General features: G+C 43.7%; 14 protein-coding genes. 13 read left to right on the top strand and 1 reads right to left on the bottom strand.

Features of this window, described 5'->3' with window-relative positions:
* Positions 1-167 precede the first annotated feature (167 nt).
* Complete coding sequence (locus AC2CZC_RS04375; RefSeq protein WP_484583964.1) at positions 168-1,832, top strand: alkaline phosphatase; 1,665 nt, start codon at positions 168-170, stop codon at positions 1,830-1,832.
* Between the two features lie 55 nt (positions 1,833-1,887).
* Here AC2CZC_RS04375 and AC2CZC_RS04370 read toward each other — a convergent pair whose 3' ends face one another.
* Complete coding sequence (locus tag AC2CZC_RS04370; protein WP_484583963.1) at positions 1,888-4,884, bottom strand: bifunctional diguanylate cyclase/phosphodiesterase; 2,997 nt, start codon at positions 4,882-4,884, stop codon at positions 1,888-1,890.
* A 440-nt stretch (positions 4,885-5,324) separates the two neighbouring features.
* On the opposite strand from AC2CZC_RS04370, the gene mraZ reads away from it, so the two are divergent.
* The 12 genes from mraZ to AC2CZC_RS04310 are packed head-to-tail and all read left to right on the top strand — an operon-like array spanning position 5,325 to position 18,702.
* Positions 5,325-5,783: a division/cell wall cluster transcriptional repressor MraZ gene (gene mraZ / locus AC2CZC_RS04365; protein ID WP_063361403.1), complete on the top strand. Its 459-nt coding sequence runs from the start codon at positions 5,325-5,327 to the stop codon at positions 5,781-5,783.
* Positions 5,784-5,805: 22 nt separating this feature from the next.
* Complete coding sequence (gene rsmH / locus AC2CZC_RS04360; RefSeq protein WP_484583962.1) at positions 5,806-6,741, top strand: 16S rRNA (cytosine(1402)-N(4))-methyltransferase RsmH; 936 nt, start codon at positions 5,806-5,808, stop codon at positions 6,739-6,741.
* The gene (gene ftsL / locus AC2CZC_RS04355) at positions 6,742-7,065 is read left to right on the top strand and encodes a cell division protein FtsL (RefSeq protein ID WP_063361405.1); all 324 of its coding nucleotides are present in this window, start codon (positions 6,742-6,744) and stop codon (positions 7,063-7,065) included.
* On the top strand, positions 7,062-8,876 hold the full coding sequence (locus AC2CZC_RS04350; protein WP_484583961.1) for a peptidoglycan D,D-transpeptidase FtsI family protein: 1,815 nt from the start codon (positions 7,062-7,064) through the stop codon (positions 8,874-8,876). Before ftsL ends, AC2CZC_RS04350 begins: the two co-directional genes overlap by 4 nt.
* Entirely contained in the window at positions 8,869-10,332 is a 1,464-nt protein-coding gene (gene murE, locus AC2CZC_RS04345; protein WP_484584842.1) for a UDP-N-acetylmuramoyl-L-alanyl-D-glutamate--2,6-diaminopimelate ligase, read from the top strand. The genes AC2CZC_RS04350 and murE overlap by 8 nt, the downstream gene beginning before the upstream one ends.
* Positions 10,329-11,711 (top strand): UDP-N-acetylmuramoyl-tripeptide--D-alanyl-D-alanine ligase, encoded by a 1,383-nt coding sequence (locus AC2CZC_RS04340; protein ID WP_484583960.1) that lies wholly within the window; start codon positions 10,329-10,331, stop codon positions 11,709-11,711. Before murE ends, AC2CZC_RS04340 begins: the two co-directional genes overlap by 4 nt.
* Positions 11,711-12,793 carry a phospho-N-acetylmuramoyl-pentapeptide-transferase gene (gene mraY / locus AC2CZC_RS04335; RefSeq protein ID WP_063361408.1) on the top strand — a complete coding sequence of 361 codons (1,083 nt, stop codon included), beginning with the start codon at positions 11,711-11,713 and terminating at the stop codon, positions 12,791-12,793. Before AC2CZC_RS04340 ends, mraY begins: the two co-directional genes overlap by 1 nt.
* On the top strand, positions 12,794-14,113 hold the full coding sequence (gene murD / locus AC2CZC_RS04330) for a UDP-N-acetylmuramoyl-L-alanine--D-glutamate ligase (RefSeq protein WP_484583959.1): 1,320 nt from the start codon (positions 12,794-12,796) through the stop codon (positions 14,111-14,113).
* Positions 14,114-15,289 carry a cell division protein FtsW gene (ftsW, locus tag AC2CZC_RS04325; RefSeq protein WP_284022182.1) on the top strand — a complete coding sequence of 392 codons (1,176 nt, stop codon included), beginning with the start codon at positions 14,114-14,116 and terminating at the stop codon, positions 15,287-15,289. It abuts the gene before it with no gap.
* Positions 15,286-16,350: an undecaprenyldiphospho-muramoylpentapeptide beta-N-acetylglucosaminyltransferase gene (murG, locus tag AC2CZC_RS04320; RefSeq protein WP_484583958.1), complete on the top strand. Its 1,065-nt coding sequence runs from the start codon at positions 15,286-15,288 to the stop codon at positions 16,348-16,350. The genes ftsW and murG overlap by 4 nt, the downstream gene beginning before the upstream one ends.
* Positions 16,351-16,387: 37 nt before the next feature.
* Complete coding sequence (gene murC / locus AC2CZC_RS04315) at positions 16,388-17,797, top strand: UDP-N-acetylmuramate--L-alanine ligase (RefSeq protein ID WP_484584841.1); 1,410 nt, start codon at positions 16,388-16,390, stop codon at positions 17,795-17,797.
* A complete protein-coding gene (locus tag AC2CZC_RS04310; protein ID WP_063361412.1) occupies positions 17,794-18,702 on the top strand; it encodes a D-alanine--D-alanine ligase in 909 nt (302 codons plus the stop codon). The genes murC and AC2CZC_RS04310 overlap by 4 nt, the downstream gene beginning before the upstream one ends.

Here is an 18,702-nt window from a genome sequence, read left to right as displayed (position 1 = left end):
TTTTTATTTTGCGCTAGGTAGTGTGTTTACAGCGCTTAGTAATTTTATTTCAATGCTTTATCAAAAATATATGTGTCATCAATGTGACGTATTTCTGAAATAAAAAAGTCATTTCTTAGTCTTACACTTGCCGCTGCTCACAATTCAAGATGTTTTAGGAACAAACAATGAAAATGAAGTTTATAGCGCTTGCGGTATCTGCTGCTTTGCTCAGTGGCTGTGATGGAGATGATACAAAAACAGTCGAAGTCATCAAAGAAGTTGAGGTAGTGAAAGAAGTTGAAGTGAATCCAGCCTCAATTACGTCGGTGAAAAATGTCATCTTAATGATTGGCGACGGCATGGGTCCGCAACAAGTTGGCTTATTAGAAGAGTATGCTCAACGTGCACCGAATTCTGTGTATAAAAGTAAAAACAATGAAACGGCATTATCAAAATTGGCTAATCAGGGCCACTTAGGTTTATCGTTAAACGCACCTCATGGACCATCAGGCAGTTTAGTGACAGATTCTGCATGCTCTGCCACGCAGCTGGCTACGGGTATAGCTGCGGGCTCGGAAATGATTGGGCTCGATACTGAAGGTAATAAAATCGCGACCATATTAGAAAAAGCCAAAGCGATGGGCAAGGCGACGGGCTTGGTATCTGATACGCGCATTACCCACGCAACACCTGCTGCGTTTGCTTCTCACCAGCCGCATCGCTCTTTAGAAAATGAGATTGCTGCTGAGCTTATTTCGTCGGGCAATGTTGATGTGATGCTCTCTGGTGGTGCTCGCGCATTTTTGCCTGAGGGCGTTAATGAGAATGAAGCGCTCAAAGCACAATTAGATGAATTGGGTATGCCTGCAAGCGTGTATAAAAGCTCTAAACGAGAGGGGAGTGACAACCTTGTTATTCAAGCCAAAGAGCAATTTGGCTATAGCTTAGCATTTGATAAGTCGCAATTGGCCGACACTGAGGGTGAAAAGCTATTAGGTTTATTTGCAAACTCAGGTATGGCAGATGCCATTGCATATAAACAATGCCAAGCTAACAACTCGTGTACGCAGCCTTCCCTTAAAGACATGACGGTCAAAGCGTTAGATATTCTGTCTCAAGATGAAGATGGGTTCTTTTTAATGATTGAAGGTGGGCAAATAGATTGGGCTGGGCATGCCAATGATGCTGGCTGGATGCTTAACGAACTCCTTAAATTTGATGAAGCAGTCGAAGCTGTGTATGAGTGGGCAAAAGACCGGAATGATACGCTGGTGGTGGTGACGGCGGATCATGAAACTGGCAGTTTTGGCTTTAGTTATACAACACATAACAAACCTAAAGAAGGCGTGCACTTACCCGGTGATGGCATGGATGAGCACACTTATAAGCCAAAGTTTAACTTTGGTCCGCTGGAGCAGTTAGATAAACTGTATGAGCAAAAAGGCACATTTTATGATGTGATGGCTGAAGTCAATGCGCAGACTAACTTTAGCAATAGCACTGATGAAGATTGGCAAAAAGCGATTCACAATCACACATCATATAAAGTGAGTACTGATGACACAGCGATTATGCTTGAGACTAATGGGGTCGATGATGAAAACAGACCTTACCCTGCTTTTTCTGATTTCTCAGACTTTTATGTGTATGGAAAAGAAGACTTTACCGGCAAGATTGGTCGAGTGCTTGCCAAGCATCAAAATGTAGTGTGGGGGACAGGCACGCACACCGCTGCACCTGTACCAGTTTACGCATTTGGACCTGCAGGAGTCACTCAGCAATTCTCAACACTTCAACATCATGTCGATATTGCCAATAAGATGATGACCGCGCTAGGTGTCAACGAGTAACATATTCAATCCAAACGACCAAAGCCATCCAAGTTGATGGCTTTTTTGTTTAATGTCATTGGGCTGTGAGATAGTCAATAAAGGCAGCTTTTGGCAGCGGTTTACTGTAAAAATAGCCTTGGCCAAAATCACAACCCGCTTGCTTTAATAGCTCATGCTGCGTGGCGGTTTCAATTCCCTCGGCGATGACTTTGAGCCCCAATTGATGAGCCATTAAAATCATTGTTTCGCACAGAACCAAGTCGTCTTGATTATGCTCTATGCCATCCACAAAGCGTTTATCGATCTTGATAAACTCCGTATCCATTTGCTTGAGATAAGCAAGCGAAGAATAGCCAGTTCCAAAGTCGTCTAGCGCAATCGAAAACCCTTGCTGAATAAGCTTGGTTAGGCGTTTTTGACTGCGCCCTTCCCCTTGCATCATTAAGCCTTCGGTGATTTCGAGCACTAACCTATCTGGCGTCAATTGGTGTTTTGCAAGTTGCTGTTGCCATGCCAGCAAAGTGGTGTGCTTGGCACTAAATTGAATGGGTGAGACGTTGATACTCAGCTGTATTGGTTGATTTAAATCTCGAGTTTGCTGAAGTACATGCACTGCTTGATCAAAAGCTAACTCACCTAGCTGGTGGATCAGCTGGGTTTCTTCTGCCAAAGGAATAAACTCAGCAGGGCTGATCATGCCTTTATCCGGATGCTGCCAACGGATCAGCGCTTCCGCTTTGGTGATTTGTTTTGTTTGCATCGAGACAATCGGTTGAAAATACATTTCAAATTGATTTTGCGTTAATGCATGGCGCATGTCCTTGAGTAACAATATACGTTGCTCAGCTTGCTCTCGAAGTTCGGTATTAAATAGCGTAAAGCCATTTCTACCCAATTGCTTGGCTTTATACATGGCTTGATCGGCCGCTTTAAGCAATTGCTCGGTGTTTTCACCATCTTCAGGTGCCAAGGCAATGCCAATACTGGCGGCAATATGACACACCTCACCTTCTAACGTAAAAGGGTCTTTAAGTGCATCAAGCACTTGCTGTGCAAAGTGCGTGGCAGCATGGCGATCTGCACAGCGATCGTAGATCAAGACAAACTCATCACCGCCAATACGGGTCAATCGCGCGTTTGCTTCTATTTGTTTTTTTAGACGCTTGGCAATTTGCTTTAGCAGTAAATCGCCATAATAGTGGCCTAATGTATCGTTGATGTCTTTAAAATGATCTATGTCTAGCAATAAAACGGCGAACGCGTGATTGGTTAAACCAAATAATGTATTTAGTTGTTTCTTCAAACTAGTACGATTAGGTAAGTCTGTCAGCTCATCGAAATGACTTTGTCGCCAAAGCTGTTCATCTTTTTGTTTTTTGTCTGTGATGTCTGCAAAGATCCCCACACGACGATACGGCTCTTCATGTTCGTCATAAACCGTATCTATGGTGAGCCACTCGGTATACAACTCGCCATTTTTACGTTTATTGATGATCTCACCCTGCCACTTACCCGTGGTGAGAATTGATTGCCACAGTTGATCGTAAAAACTGGCATCGTGTTTACCTGAACTGAGTACTGAGGTCGTTTTACCAATGACTTCATGTTGCTCAAATCCGGTCACTTTGGTGAATGCCGGGTTGGTATCTAGAATATAGCCTTGGGCATCGGTAATGACCATGCATTCACTGCTGTTGTTATAAGTCATGGCTGCAAGGTTTAGTGCTTCTTCTTGCTGTTTCTTTTGGCTAATGTCACGCATGATGAGTATGGCTTCACCATTATGCTCAATACGTTTGATGCGGATCTCATAGACTTTTTGTTGGTTATTGTCTTTGTGAATATACTCAAAGTAAGTACTTGGTTGAGCTGGCAACATGGCCAATGCTGCTTTGATGCGAATATTAATATGCGTTGGGAAAATGTCTTGCAGCTTGTCTTTGTCATTGACTCTATCACCATGCTTATCCAAAATCTGCGCACTTTTGTTGAGCCTAAGATAGTTGTCAGGCAGAGCTTGGATAAGGGTACTTAGTTCTGCGTGTTTATTGTGTGCGTTTGTTTCTGCGTGAAGTCTTACCGCTGCCATTTGGTCAAAGTGCGCAGCAAGCTCTGCAAGTTCTTTGGGCATGTCAGTGGCTTCTAATTTTTCAACCTTACCATTTGCGAGCGCACCAATGGCACGACTAAAATTTCTTAAAGGAACAAGCAAGGTGCGGTTTAATTGTGTTCGGGCAAGCCAGCTCAGCATGAATATTGTCAATAAGAAAAGCAGGGTGACCATGAAAAATTGGCTGTTTACTTCATGCAGCGCATCATCAAATGGAAAGTCAAAATAAATGTTGAGCTCTGATTGTGGAGATTGTAAAGGGAGCCTGAAATAGACATGGTGGAGGCCATTTTCATCTGTAAGGGTTTGCACTGTATGAAGCTGAAGATCATTTGGCCAGTCATCACTGACTGAACGCCCTAATGGCTTTTTTGAGTACGGGTATTCAGCAACGATTTGCGCATAATTGTCAGCGACCATCACACGAGTACCAATCGGCAAAGGTAGGTGAGACAGTGATTCACTCCAGTTTGTTAATCTACGTACGGCAAAAATCACCATGTCTAATTGATCATTTTTATAAACGGGTTGCGCAAAATTGAGTGTTTCAGTGTATACACTTCTATCTTGTTGATATTCACCAATGCTAAATGCGCCCGTCGTAATTGCTTGTAAAAAGTAAGCGCGATCAGCAATACTGATGGGTGCTTTCAGCGGGTGCAAGGAGCAAAAAACTTCTCCACTTGGTGTCGCTAAGCCAAAATTGGCGAACTCTTGATTTATTAATAGCGCATGTTTTAGTAACGTGGGACACCCTTGTTGTTGCGTATCTAACAGTGCTGAATTCTTAGCCAGGTTTTGGAGCAATTGCTGAGCAGCTGTAATATTTACGCGCTGTAAAGTCGCGATTTGGTTCGCAAAAAATAGCGCATCTTGCTCTTTGCTATGTAGAATATCTGAACGTTGAACGACCAACAGTGCGAGTACAGCGAGAAACCCTGGTATAGACAGCACAAGCATCAGTCTAAAAAAACGTTGTTTTATTGATGAATAAAGAATAATAACGTCTCAATTTGTAAATACATGCATATGATAACCGCGACTTTGTAAATCACCAAATAACAGTGTGACCTATCTATTTTAAGCTGTGATTAATATCTGTTTTACGTACTTTTCTTTGAGTTTTTGGCTTGATATTTTTCATTCTTAGTATGCTGATTTTGGACAAATTTAATATTAATTTTTACTCTATTCAACACTACTCCCACTTTTTACCACTGAATTTTAAAACTTCTTTGAAACCCTGATTTTTTCTGGATTTTAGCGTGCTTTCTGAAGGTGTCATAGCTTGACAAAACAGCTTGTCAAGCCCTAGACTTGTCAATTGTGGTAGAATGTGGGTGAAAGTGGATCAAATTGGATCAAAATGTACATTTCTTAGCTTGTGAGGGAGCAGCGATATGTTTCGCGGCGCGAACCTAATAAGCCTCGATGACAAAGGGCGCTTTTCGATACCCACTAAGTATCGAGAATGCTTGCTGTCTGAAGAAATGGGCACCGTTATTTGTACCATTGCGATAAATGAACCTTGTCTTTGGGTATACCCATTATCTGAATGGCAGGACATTGAGGCCCGATTACAAAAATTATCAAATACAAATCCTCGAGTGAGACGGTGGCAAAGAATGCTGTTAGGGCACGCTACCGAATATCAATTGGATAAAAACGGTCGCATTTTATTGGCACCTGCATTACGCAGTTATGCAAATTTAGGCAAGAAGCTGATGCTTGTTGGCCTACTAAATAAGTTTGAGATCTGGGATGAAGCACGTTGGAATGAGCAAATGCGTCTCGATACAGAGATTGAGCGCAGTGGCGACGTGGAAGAAAGCTCAGATCTTGATGGTTTTTCTTTATAGAGTACAGGTGTAGCTCACAATTATGAGTTCAGAATTAGAACATATTTCAGTGTTAATGGATGAAACGCTTGATGCACTGGATATCAAGTCCAATGGTATTTATATTGATGGCACTTTTGGCCGAGGTGGTCACTCGGGCCAAATTCTGAAGCGTTTGGGGGAGTCAGGGCGATTACAAGCCATTGACCAAGATCCGCAAGCGATCAAAGCTGCGCAAAAGTTTGCTCAAGATAATCGATTTTCAATTGCACATAATCGTTTTTCTAATATAGCGCAAGTCGCTCAAGAGGCCGATCTAACTGGCAAAGTGGATGGTATTTTACTTGATATTGGTGTCTCATCACCACAGTTGGATGATGCAGGTCGTGGCTTTAGCTTTATGAAAGATGGTCCGTTAGATATGCGGATGAACCCTGAAGCAGGACGCAGTGCTGCTCAGTGGTTAGCTGAGGCTGAACTAGAAGACATGGTTTTTGTGATTAAAAAGTATGGCGAAGAGAAATTCGCTAGACGCATAGCGCACAAAATAATTGAGACGCGTGCAGAAACTGACATCACAACCACGAAACAACTCGCAGATCTTATTGATGAAGCTGTTCCAGTTAAAGATAAACACAAGCACCCAGCTACTCGCACATTTCAAGCCATTCGCATTTATATCAATAGCGAGTTAGAAGAAATTCAAACTGCTTTGTCAGCTTCTTTAGATGTCCTTAAGCCGGGCGGTCGTCTCGTTGTCATTTCCTTCCACTCACTTGAAGATAGGATTGTTAAGCAATTTATTAAAAAGCAAAGTAAGGGAGAGGCTATTCCGAGAGGCTTGCCATTAACGGACGATCAAATAAATAAAGATTTAACCTTAAAAGCCATTGGCAAAGCGATTAAGCCCAGTGATGACGAAATTAAACGTAACCCTAGAGCACGAAGCTCTGTATTGCGTATAGCTGAGAAACTCTAAATGGCAAAGCCTGCGCAACGTCAACCTCAGCTTTTTTTGGAAATTTGCCAAGTACTCTTGGCAAATAAGTTGACGTTTTTATTGCTGGTGAGTGTATTTGTGTCGGCGCTGATCGTTGTCCAAATTACGCACTCAACAAGACAGCAATTAATTTTGCAGGACAAGTTATTACAACAAAGAGATGAGCTAGACCTAGAGTGGCGCTATCTATTGGTAGAAGAAGAGTTTTACTCACAACACGCAAGAATTGAAGAAATCGCGAAAACACAGTTAAAAATGTTGCGTCCTACTAGTAAAGAAGAGCAGGTTATTGAGTTGCCATGAAGAACAAAAATAAACCATCGCAAAATTTAATCGCGTGGCGCTTTGTCCTTGTATGCGTGATGTTGGTGTCTGTGTTTGTCGCGTTAATTGCCAGAGCCGCCTACCTACAGGTGATTGAGCCTGATAAAGCCCGAGAGGAAAATGCTAAGCGCACAGTTAGAAAAGAAACGCTGCATGTTCAGCGTGGCATGATCTACGATCGTAATGGCAAAGAGCTCGCCGTGAGTGTCCCTGTTGTGAGCGTTTATGCGGATCCTTATGCATTAGAAAAAGCATTGAAAAAGCGGGTTTTACGGCAAGCGAGAAAAAACCGCGAAGATCATGTTGCACTTGCAGATAATGAAACTGCGCTTAAAGCGCGCACTCAAGCGCTTTATCAAGCACAGGCGCGTTGGCGTGAACTGTCTGATGTATTGCAACTGCCTACTGAGCAAGTGAATAGAAAATTACGTGTCAATGCTAAACGTAGATTTGTTTATTTGAAGCGGCAGGTAACGCCTGCTGTTGCAAAATATATTCGCCAAATGCGCTTACCTGGGATCCATCTGCTTGATGAGTCGAAACGTTTTTACCCAAGTGGTGAGATTGCCGCCCATGTGTTGGGGGTTACAAATATCGATGGCATTGGTATTGAAGGTATTGAGAAACGCTTTGACTCTGCACTAACGGGAACAGAAGGGTTGCGAACAATACGCAAAGATGCGCAGGGGCGTGAGGTACAGGTTCTTTCAGAGGAAGAGCGTGTTGAGCCAGAAGATATTCACCTCAGTATTGATCACCGTATTCAAACCATCGCTTACGTCGCTTTAAAATCTGCAGTATTAACGTATCAAGCTACCTCCGGCTCAGCAATGGTGGTGGATGTGCATACGGGTGAAATACTCGCGATGGTGAATAGTCCAAGCTTTAACCCAAATGATATGAGTACAGCGGCGCCTTATAAGCGCAGAAATCGCGCGATCACTGATTTATTTGAGCCGGGCTCAACGCTCAAGCCGCTGGCAATTTTGGCAGGACTTGAATATGGCGCGATAACAGCTGATGAAACGATTGATACATTCCCTGGTTGGATGCGACTCGGCGGGAGCCTAGTCAAAGATACGCGCAATCATGGTGAAATGTCACTACGTGAAATCCTCAAAGTATCGAGCAATATGGGTGTGGCAAAGATCAGCCAAAAGCTACCAAAAGATTACTTTGTTGGCATGTACCAAAAAGCAGGATTTGGTGAAGACACCGGCACCATGATGATTGGTGAAAGCTCAGGCTTGTTTTATCCAAATAGACGCTGGTCAGACTTTGAGATAGCCACCTTGTCATACGGCTATGCGGTGTCAGCAAGTACCGCTCAGATTGCGAGGTTATATGCAACCATTGGCGCTGGTGGTATTTCTAGACCACTTACAATATTAAAACAAGATGAGCCCCAGCCAGGTGAGCGTATATTCAAAGAGGAAGATACAAAAGCAGTGATTGCCATGATGGAGTCTATTTTTGAAAAAGGCGGCACGGCATCGATGATTAAGGTGGATGGTTATCGTGCTGCGGGCAAAACGGGAACATCAGAAAAAGCCATTGCTGGTGGGTATGGCGATGAATATGTCGGTTACTTTGCCGGTGTTGCGCCTGTAAGTGATCCGCGTCTGGCAGTGGTTGTAATGGTGAATGAACCCGGTGGTGATGTCTATTATGGTGGACAAACTGCGGGTCCGGTATTCGCTGAAATCGTCTCTAATTCATTACGTATGTTAAATGTCGCACCTGATAAAGATCGTGTGGCGTATGTCTCAGGAAACAATGATGATGCGTGACTTAGCTGAAGTACTCAAAAATTTTGGGGTAGTGAGTCCACAAATATTTGTAAACGTATTGCGTTTAGATAGCCGAGAGGTGTCCGAAGGAGATTGCTTTATTGCAATTTCAGGGCATCACTTAGATGGCACGAAATTTATATCAATGGCCGTCGAGCAAGGCGCAGCCTGTGTGTTAGTTGATGAGCAAGCCGCTGTTGATGCGGTATCAGTACCTATCATACGCATTGCGCAGTTGAAGAAAAACCTAGCTCGTATTGCCGCTCAGTTTTACCAAATGCCAAGTGCGACTATGTCAGTTGTCGGGGTAACTGGCACGAATGGCAAGTCGACGACGACGGCAATGATCGCAAGTTTAGCAGCACATTGTGGCACACCCAGTGCTGTGATAGGCACCTTGGGTTATGGTGCGCCAGATGCATTAACGCCGTTGAATAATACAACCCCTTCAGCAGTGTTATTGCAACAAATATTCAGTGAGTTACAGACTGATTTTAATCAAGTTGCAATGGAAGTATCCTCTCATGGGATTGTCCAAGGCAGAACTGAACAAGTCGATTTTGACGTCGCAGTGTTTACTAACCTAAGCCGTGACCATTTAGATTATCACGGTGACATGGACAGTTATGCGAAGGCGAAAAAACGTCTTTTTACGGAGAGTTCTGCAAAATATAAAGTGCTCAATATCGATGATATGTACGCTCAGCAATGGTTGGAAGAGCTAGAGTTAGATGAGTGTGTGGCATATGGACATAAGCCTGAGTCACATACTTATCAGCACTATGTTTTTTTTCACCAAGTGGTGTGCGACCAAAATGGTATTTCTCTCAAGCTTGATACTTCTTGGGGCGATGCAGAGATCACTACAAACTTGTACGGGCTATTTAATGTTTACAATTTAGCTGCTGCAATTGCCGCGCTATTGGTACAAAACTACCAACTGGCGCAACTGCAAACAGCTGCGGCAAAGTTAGAACCCGTTGATGGTCGCATGCAAGCATTCAGAGCATCAGGGTTTCCAACTTGTATTGTAGACTATGCACATACCCCGGAAGCGTTAGAGCTGGCACTTAAAGCATTGCAACAACATGTACCCGGCAAAGTAAGTTGTGTATTTGGTTGTGGTGGCGACCGTGATAAAGGCAAACGGCCTTTGATGGCAAAAGCAGCAGAACAATTTGCTGACACCCTAGTTATAACCAGTGATAACCCTCGCAGTGAAGATCCAAACACAATAATAGATGACATTAAGGCTGGGCTCAGTGAACCTGAGTATGCTGTGTCACAACCTGATAGGGAGCAAGCCATTCGATATGCGATCAAGCACGCCGATCAAAACAGCGTAGTGCTGATCGCAGGTAAAGGGCATGAAGACTATCAAATTATAGGAAATCAAACATTGAGCTTTTGTGATAGAAGCTTGGTGAAATCAATTTTACAGGGGGAAAGTGCATGATCAAGATGAATTTTTCTTGGCTTGCAGAAGTACTTGAGGCCCCTTTTAGTGGGCAGAACTTGGCTGTTGCCAACATCAATACAGATACAAGAACAATAACCGATAATGAGGTTTTTTTAGCACTTAAAGGTGCTAATTTCGATGGCCATAAATTTGTTGCGCAAGCAAAGCAAAAAGGAGCCATTGCCGCAATTGTTTCAGAGCCTGTCGATGTGGATATCGTACAATTTGTTGTTGCGGATACACGCATTGCGCTAGGGCAGTTGGGGCAAGCGGTAATGCAGCATGTTGCCCCAAAAACAGTGGCGATCACCGGCAGTGTAGGCAAAACCACAGTAAAAGAGATGACCGCAGCTATTTTATCTAGACGCGGTAAAGTGCTAGCTACCAAAGGGAACTTCAATAATGACATTGGTGTGCCTTTGACATTACTGCGTTTATCAGAAGATGACGAATATGCGGTAATCGAATTAGGGGCAAACCACATTGGTGAAATTGCTTACACCAGCGGCTTAACGAAACCTGATGTCGCTGTTGTATGCAACGTAGCGCCGTCTCATTTAGAGGGGTTTGGCTCTATTGAAGGTATTGGCCAAGCAAAAGGCGAAATCTTTGGTGGGCTTAAAGACCGGGGTGTGGCGATTATAAACTGTGATAGCGAATTTGCGCCTATGTGGGAAGCGAGTTTGGGCCAGCAGTCTGTCAAACGCTTTTCAATGCAGGATAAGCTGGATGTGTGGGCAGAAGACATTCAGCTAGATGAATTCGGTTGCGCTGAGTTTACGCTTTGCACTGAGAAAGCAACTCAGCAAGTGAAATTGGCGTTACCGGGTAAGCACAACGTGATGAATGCTGTGATTGCTGCGTCACTGACTTTACCATTTGGCACTTCGTTGCAAGATATCGCTATTGCATTGAAGGATATGCCAGTCGTTAAAGGGCGTGTCAATGTGATTGATGTGTCCAGTGCATTGCGTGTGGTGGATGATACTTACAATGCCAATGTACGCTCAGTGAAAGCTGCAATTGAATTATTAAAAGACATGCCTGGTACTCGCGTATTAGCGCTAGGTGACATGGCTGAGTTGGGTGAAGAAGCAAGGGCTTACCATCAAGAAGTGGGAGAATTTGCCCAGCAGCAAGGTATTGATGCGGTGTTCACTTTAGGGGTATTGAGTCGCTATGCAAGTGAAGTATTTGAGCAGCCTAATCGTCACTTTTCAACACGTGAACATATGCTTGAGGTACTTTCCCAATTCATTGAAAACGAGACAAGTCAATGCACTTTGCTTGTAAAAGGATCGCGTAGTGCCCGTATGGAGCTATTGGTCGCTGATCTTATTTCAGCGCATACAAACTCAGAACGTGGGGACAGATAATGTTAGTTTGGTTAGCAGAGTATTTAACGCAATACTACAGTGGCTTTAATGTCTTCTCCTATTTGACCGTACGTGCCATTTTAGGGATTTTGACTGCCTTACTTATCTCGCTGTATTTTGGTCCAAAGCTTATTCGTGCTTTGCAACGCATGCAAATTGGTCAAACTGTGCGAGACGATGGCCCTGAATCACACCTATCTAAATCTGGTACGCCAACCATGGGCGGTCTGCTTATTTTGGCAGCGATCTTCGTCAGTTCCTTGATGTGGGGCGATCTAAGTAATAAGTACGTCTGGGTAACCTTATTTGTTATCGGCTCTTTGGGTATTGTCGGGTTCGTTGATGATTACAGGAAAGTGATACGTAAAGACAGTAAAGGATTAATTGCTCGATGGAAGTATTTTTGGCAATCGGTTATTGCCATATCGGTCGCGGCATTTTTATATTCAACCACCACATCACCTGAAGAAACCTCTTTGGTTGTGCCTTTTTTCAAAGATGTATTGCCACAGCTTGGGCTTTTTTACCTCGTTATGAGCTATTTTGTGATAGTGGGTACGTCTAACGCAGTGAATTTGACCGATGGCTTAGATGGATTGGCCATTGTACCGACTATTTTAGTTGCTGCAGCGCTGGCGATCATTGCCTATTTAACGGGTAATGTGAACTTCTCAAATTATCTCCACATTCCTCATTTACCATTGGCGAGCGAACTCGTTGTTGTGTGTACTGCCATTGTGGGCGCAGGACTTGGGTTTTTATGGTTTAACACTTATCCAGCTCAAGTTTTTATGGGTGACGTTGGTTCGTTAGCTCTAGGTGGTGCGCTTGGGATTATAGCAATTTTAGTTCGACAGGAGCTGGTGTTGGTGATTATGGGTGGTGTATTTGTAATGGAAGCGCTATCTGTGATTTTGCAAGTAGGGTCGTATAAGCTTCGAGGGCAACGTATTTTTAGAATGGCGCCAATACACCATCATTATGAACTTAAAGGTTGGCCAGAGCCACGTGTTATTGTGCGCTTTTGGATCATTTCTTTCATCTTAGTATTAGCTGGTTTGGCGACGTTAAAGATAAGATAAATGAGTTATTTAGATTCGTTGAAGCAAAAAACAGTGACCGTACTTGGGCTCGGTATATCGGGCTTAGGTACCGTACGCTTTTTACTACAGCATAACATTGTGCCAAAAGTCGTGGATACACGTGCAGTACCGCCGGGTGCGGATTGGCTAGCACATAATGCACCTGACTGTGAGGCGGTGTTTGGCCCGCTCGCAGAGGGGGCTTTAGTTGATACCGATGTGATCATTATTAGCCCTGGGATCCCGCTATATGATAGGTATGTCGCAGAAGCAATTGCACATGGCGCAGACGTCATCGGTGATGTGGAGCTGTTTGCTCGTTTAAACTCGACGCCGGTAGTTGCGGTAACAGGCTCAAATGGTAAATCAACGGTCGTCAGCCTTGCTCATGCAGTGTGCCAATCAGCAGGATTAAAAGTTGGCTTGGGTGGCAATATTGGTACTTCGGTATTAGAGCTACTTGAGCGTGATCTTGATGTGATCATATTAGAGCTTTCTAGTTTTCAACTCGAAACAACTGATAGCCTGAGGTGTACCAGTGCGATGATCCTGAATATCACAGAAGATCATATGGATAGATATCCTGATTTTGATGCTTATTGTGCGGCGAAAAAGCGTATCTATCAGCAAACAGAGTGCTTAGTTTACAACAAGGAAGATGAAAAAACGTTTCTGCCACATGCACATGTAGTGAGCGTTGGGTTGGGCAGTGCGGATTATTGTCTCATAGACACGCCACAGGGTTCTTTTTTTAGTGTATACGGTCAACCTACTTTAGCTGTTGAGCATTTGGCCCTTTCAGGAAAGCATAATCAATTTAATGCGCTGGCAGTCATGGCGCTATTGTCCCCATTTAAAATCAGCCTCCAAGCCTTTAAGGATGCGTTTTCAAGTTTCACAGGTTTGTCGCATCGCTGTCAGTTAGTGGCAGAGGTTGCTGGGGTTAAATATTTTAATGACTCCAAAGCGACCAATGTCGGTGCCACGGTAAGTGCACTTGAAAGCTTATATGCAGATGCCAACAAGATTATTTTGATTGTAGGCGGAGACGCTAAAGGCGCTGATGTGAGTCCACTTGGCCTGCCAATCCAAAAGTACTGTAGAGCAATTTATTGCTTTGGCAAAGACGGTGCTTTGTTTTCGTCTATGCACACGCACAGTCATCTTGTCACGTCTTTACATGAGGCTGTGAATGGCGCAAGTCAGTTGGCGCAAGTAGGCGATATTGTGCTCCTAGCACCAGCTTGTGCAAGCATTGATATGTATCCAAATTACATGGCCCGTGGTGATGAGTTTTGCCAGTTGGTTGAGGAACTATAAATGATTGCGACCATCAACCTGAAAGGCATTTTTGAGTTTAAAAAGTCAGATACTCTATTTGATTTACCTTTACTTTACGCCATGTTATGCCTCATCGGAGTTGGGTTTGTGATGGTCACAAGTGCCTCTATGCCAGTTGCAGAGCGATTATTTGATAACCCTTATCACATCATAGTGCGTCACGGCATGTTCCTGTTTATGGGGATGATTTTATTTTGGTTAAGCACCTCTGTTTCCATGATGTGGTGGAAACGTTTTAACCCTTATTTGTTATTGCTCGGTGTATTGATGTTGATCTTGGTATTGATCATTGGCCGTGAAGCAAACGGAGCAAGACGGTGGATCCCGGTTGGCCCTGTCGGTATACAAGCAGCAGAAGTCGCAAAATTGTTTTTTATCAGTTACATCGCAGGTTACTTAGTACGTAAGCGTGATGAAGTACAAGAAAATATCAAAGGTTTTGCAAAGCCTATCGTGGTATTTGCTGTGTATGCTTTTCTCATTTTAATGCAGCCTGATTTGGGCACTGTGGTTGTTATTTTTGTGACTACCGTTGGCTTGCTATTTCTTGCTGGTGCAAAGCTTTGGCAGTTTTTTGTGTTGATGCTAACCGGTGTTTTTTTAGTGATCATGCTGATTATCTTTGAGCCTTATCGTATGGCTAGGGTTGTTGGTTTTTTGGAACCTTGGAAAGATCCTTTTGGCAAAGGTTATCAACTTGTTCAATCTTTGATGGCCTATGGGCAAGGCGGTTGGTTTGGTCAAGGCTTAGGTAACAGTGTGCAAAAGCTGCAGTATCTGCCAGAAGCACATAATGATTTCATTTTTGCCGTGATAGCTGAAGAGCTTGGTTTTATGGGGGTTGTTTGTGTGCTGTTAATGTTAGGGACCTTGGTTTTTAGAGCCCTTATCATCGGTCAGCAAGCACTGAAATCACAAAAAGAATATGAAGGCTATTTGGCGCTAGGAATTGGTATTTGGTTTGCATTTCAAACCTTGGTTAATGTGGGAGCCAGTGCGGGTATGCTACCGACAAAAGGGCTGACATTACCTTTTGTTTCTTATGGCGGATCGAGTTTACTGGTGATGACTATCGCCGCTGGGCTATTACAGCGCATAGATTTTGAAACCAAAATGTCGACAAGGCAAGCAACATCGAGAGGCAGTAAACGATGAGCAAGCGATTATTAGTAGCGGCTGGCGGCACTGGTGGACATATTTTCCCAGGTATTGCTGTTGCACAAAAATTAAAACAACTGGGCTGGGAAGTTTCTTGGGTTGGCACTGAAGATAGAATGGAATCACAAGTGGTGCCAAAACACGGTATTGAAATTGATTATATAAAAGTTAAGGGACTAAGAGGCAATGGTATCAAACGCCTCTTGAAAGCACCTTTGATGATACTCAAAGCCATTTATGCTGCGAGACAAATTATTAAAACTCAAAAGCCTGATGCGGTGCTCGCAATGGGAGGATATGTTACTGGTCCGGTTGGCATTGCAGCAAAAATGTCGGGCGTGCCGCTTATCATTCACGAGCAAAATGCAGTGGCAGGCTTGAGCAATCGTTTGCTCGCAAAGCTTGCAAGTCGGGTTTTGTGCGCATTTAACAGCGCATTTGCTGGCAGGCAATATGATGTAGTGGGTAATCCAATTAGAGAGTCTGTCGCACAGATCCAAGTAAGGCCTGTTGCACAGCAAATTAATTGCTTAGTGGTAGGTGGCTCGCTTGGGGCTAAGGCGTTGAATGAAGCGCTGCCAAGTGTATTTTCATCCTTGAGTCAATCGACTGGCAGAGCATTGTCTGTTTGGCATCAAAGTGGTAAAGGCAATGGAGAGTCGGTGACCCAAAGTTATTCACAAGGTGAATTTACATATAAAGTCACTGAGTTTATCGAAAATATGGATCAGGCTTATGAATGGGCTGATATGATAATCTGCCGCGCTGGTGCTTTAACTGTCAGCGAAGTGGCTGCGGCAGGAAAAATGGCTGTGTTTGTGCCCTTGCCTCATGCTGTCGATGATCATCAGACATTAAATGCGCGGGCGCTAGTTGATGAACATGCGGCACTAATTATGCCGCAACAAGAATTAAATAAGACAAGTATGGTGACACTGTTAAAGCCATATTTTGACGAACCACACTTAATTGAAGAAAAAGCGAAGCGGGCTAAATCGTGCGCACAGCTCAATGCGACTAAGTCTGTGGTCGAAATCATTGAACAAGTTACAAGTTGAAGAGAAAGTTGTGAAAGAGAATAAATATCGCCGGGCTATGAGACGCATCAATACCATCCACTTCATTGGAATTGGTGGCGCGGGTATGGGCGGTATAGCAGAAGTATTAGCTTATGAAGGCTATCGGATCACAGGGTCTGACATCGCAAAAAATGCGATGACTGAGCGTTTATTAAAAGTCGGGGCTGAGATTTTCATTGGCCATGATGCTGCTAATGTCACCGATGCTGATGTGGTGGTGGTTTCAAGCGCAATTGATACGACAAACCCAGAGATTGTTGCTGCACAACAAGCACGTATACCTGTTGTAAGACGTGCGGAGATGTTAGCAGAGTTAATGCGCTTTAGACACGGTATTGCGGTTGCTGGTACACATGGTAAAACGACCACGACAAGCCTGATTGCAAGCATTTTTGCAGAAGCACAGCTTGACCCGACATTCATCATTGGCGGATTACTGAATAGTGCAGGTAGTAACGCCAAAGTCGGGAGCAGTGATGTCCTAATTGCTGAAGCGGATGAAAGTGATGCTTCGTTTCTTCACTTGCAGCCGATGGCATCTGTGATCACAAATATTGAAGCTGATCATATGGATACGTATGGCGGTGACTTTGAAAAGCTCAAAGATACCTATATCGACTTTATACATAATCTACCTTTTTATGGATTAGCGGTGGTATGCATTGATTCGCCCGTGGTGAGGGAGTTATTGCCTCGATTTGCAAGGCCAACCATTACCTATGGTGAAAGCGAAGATGCTGACTATCGCATGGTTGATTATGTACAGCATGTAGAAAGTTGCCGTTTTACTGTGATACATAAATCGGGCTCTAGTATAGACATTACATTGAATATGCCGGGCAAACACAATGCATTGAATGCAACCGCGGCTATCGCGATTGCAAAAGATCATGATATTGAAAATACGGCGATACAAGTTGCATTAAAAGAGTTTGCTGGAATAGGGCGTCGTTTTCAGCACTATGGCACGTTTAATAATGACTCAGGGGAAGTCATGCTGGTGGATGATTATGGACATCATCCATCAGAAGTTGCAGTTACCATTCAAGCTGCGCGTGCAGGGTGGCCAGATAAACGATTAGTTATGCTGTACCAGCCACATAGGTATACACGAACGAGAGATTTGTATGAAGAGTTCGTGAAAGTGCTTAGTGAAGTTGATCAATTGATTTTATTGGACGTCTACTCAGCTGGTGAGTCGCCGATTGTCGGTGCGGATAGTAAAGCTTTATGCCGAAGTTTAAGACAGCGCGGGATTGAGCCGATCCATGTCGCAGAACATACTGAATTGCAGAGCGTTTTAGGCGATGTGATTAAGGACAAAGATTTAGTAATAACTCAAGGTGCTGGTAATATTGGTCAGATTGTTAAGCAATTAGCTGCAACTGAGTTATCAAAGCAAAAGTTAAAAGCGGAGAATCAATGAGCAAATTTGGTAAAGTAGCCGTTTTACTTGGTGGCAATTCAGCTGAGCGTGAAGTCTCTTTAGCATCGGGAAAGGCGGTTGTAGATGCTCTGAAAAATCAAGGGGTTGATGTGATTGCATTTGATCCGGCTCAGCGCAGTATTTCTGAACTTACCTCACTGAATGTGAAACGTGTATTTATTGCTTTGCATGGTCGAGGGGGAGAAGATGGCACGGTGCAAGGCGCACTGGAGTTTATGGGGATCCCTTACACTGGCAGCGGTGTACTAGGCAGTGCCCTGGCTATGGATAAAATTCGCTGTAAGCATCTATTCGAGTCTGCCAAACTCAGTACAGCAAAATATGCTGTAGTAGATAAGCACAGTGGTTTTGATGCCAAAGCAATAATCAATGAGCTTGGTGAGGTTATGGTAAAACCAAGTCATGAAGGCTCAAGTGTCGGTATGGCAAAAGCACATGATGAAAGCTCTTTGATTGCAGCATTGAATGATGCCTTTAAGTTCGATAACCAAGTGTTGGTTGAGCAATGGATTGAAGGGCGTGAATTTACGGTCAGTATTTTTGACGGACAAGCATTGCCCGTGATCGAAATGCGCACACCACGCGGATTCTACGATTATCAGGCTAAGTATAAAGAAAATACAACAGAGTATATTTGCCCAGCTGAATTAACGCCTGCCTATACTGAACAGCTTCAAGTGATGTCTTTACATGCATTTGAACTGGTTGGTGCAAGCGGCTGGGGTCGAGTTGATGCCATGCAAGATGCAAATGGTCAATTCTATTTGTTGGAAGTAAATACGGTACCAGGGATGACAGAGACATCTTTGGTACCTAAAGCCGCTCAATCACAAGGTATTAACTTTGAGCAGTTAGTCGTTCGCATTTTGGAGCAAACGTTATAA

The organism is Pseudoalteromonas sp. MMG033 (genome assembly GCF_057197785.1).
The sequence above is the reverse complement of the archived record's forward strand: the minus strand, read 5'-3'. Positions and strand labels throughout refer to the sequence as shown.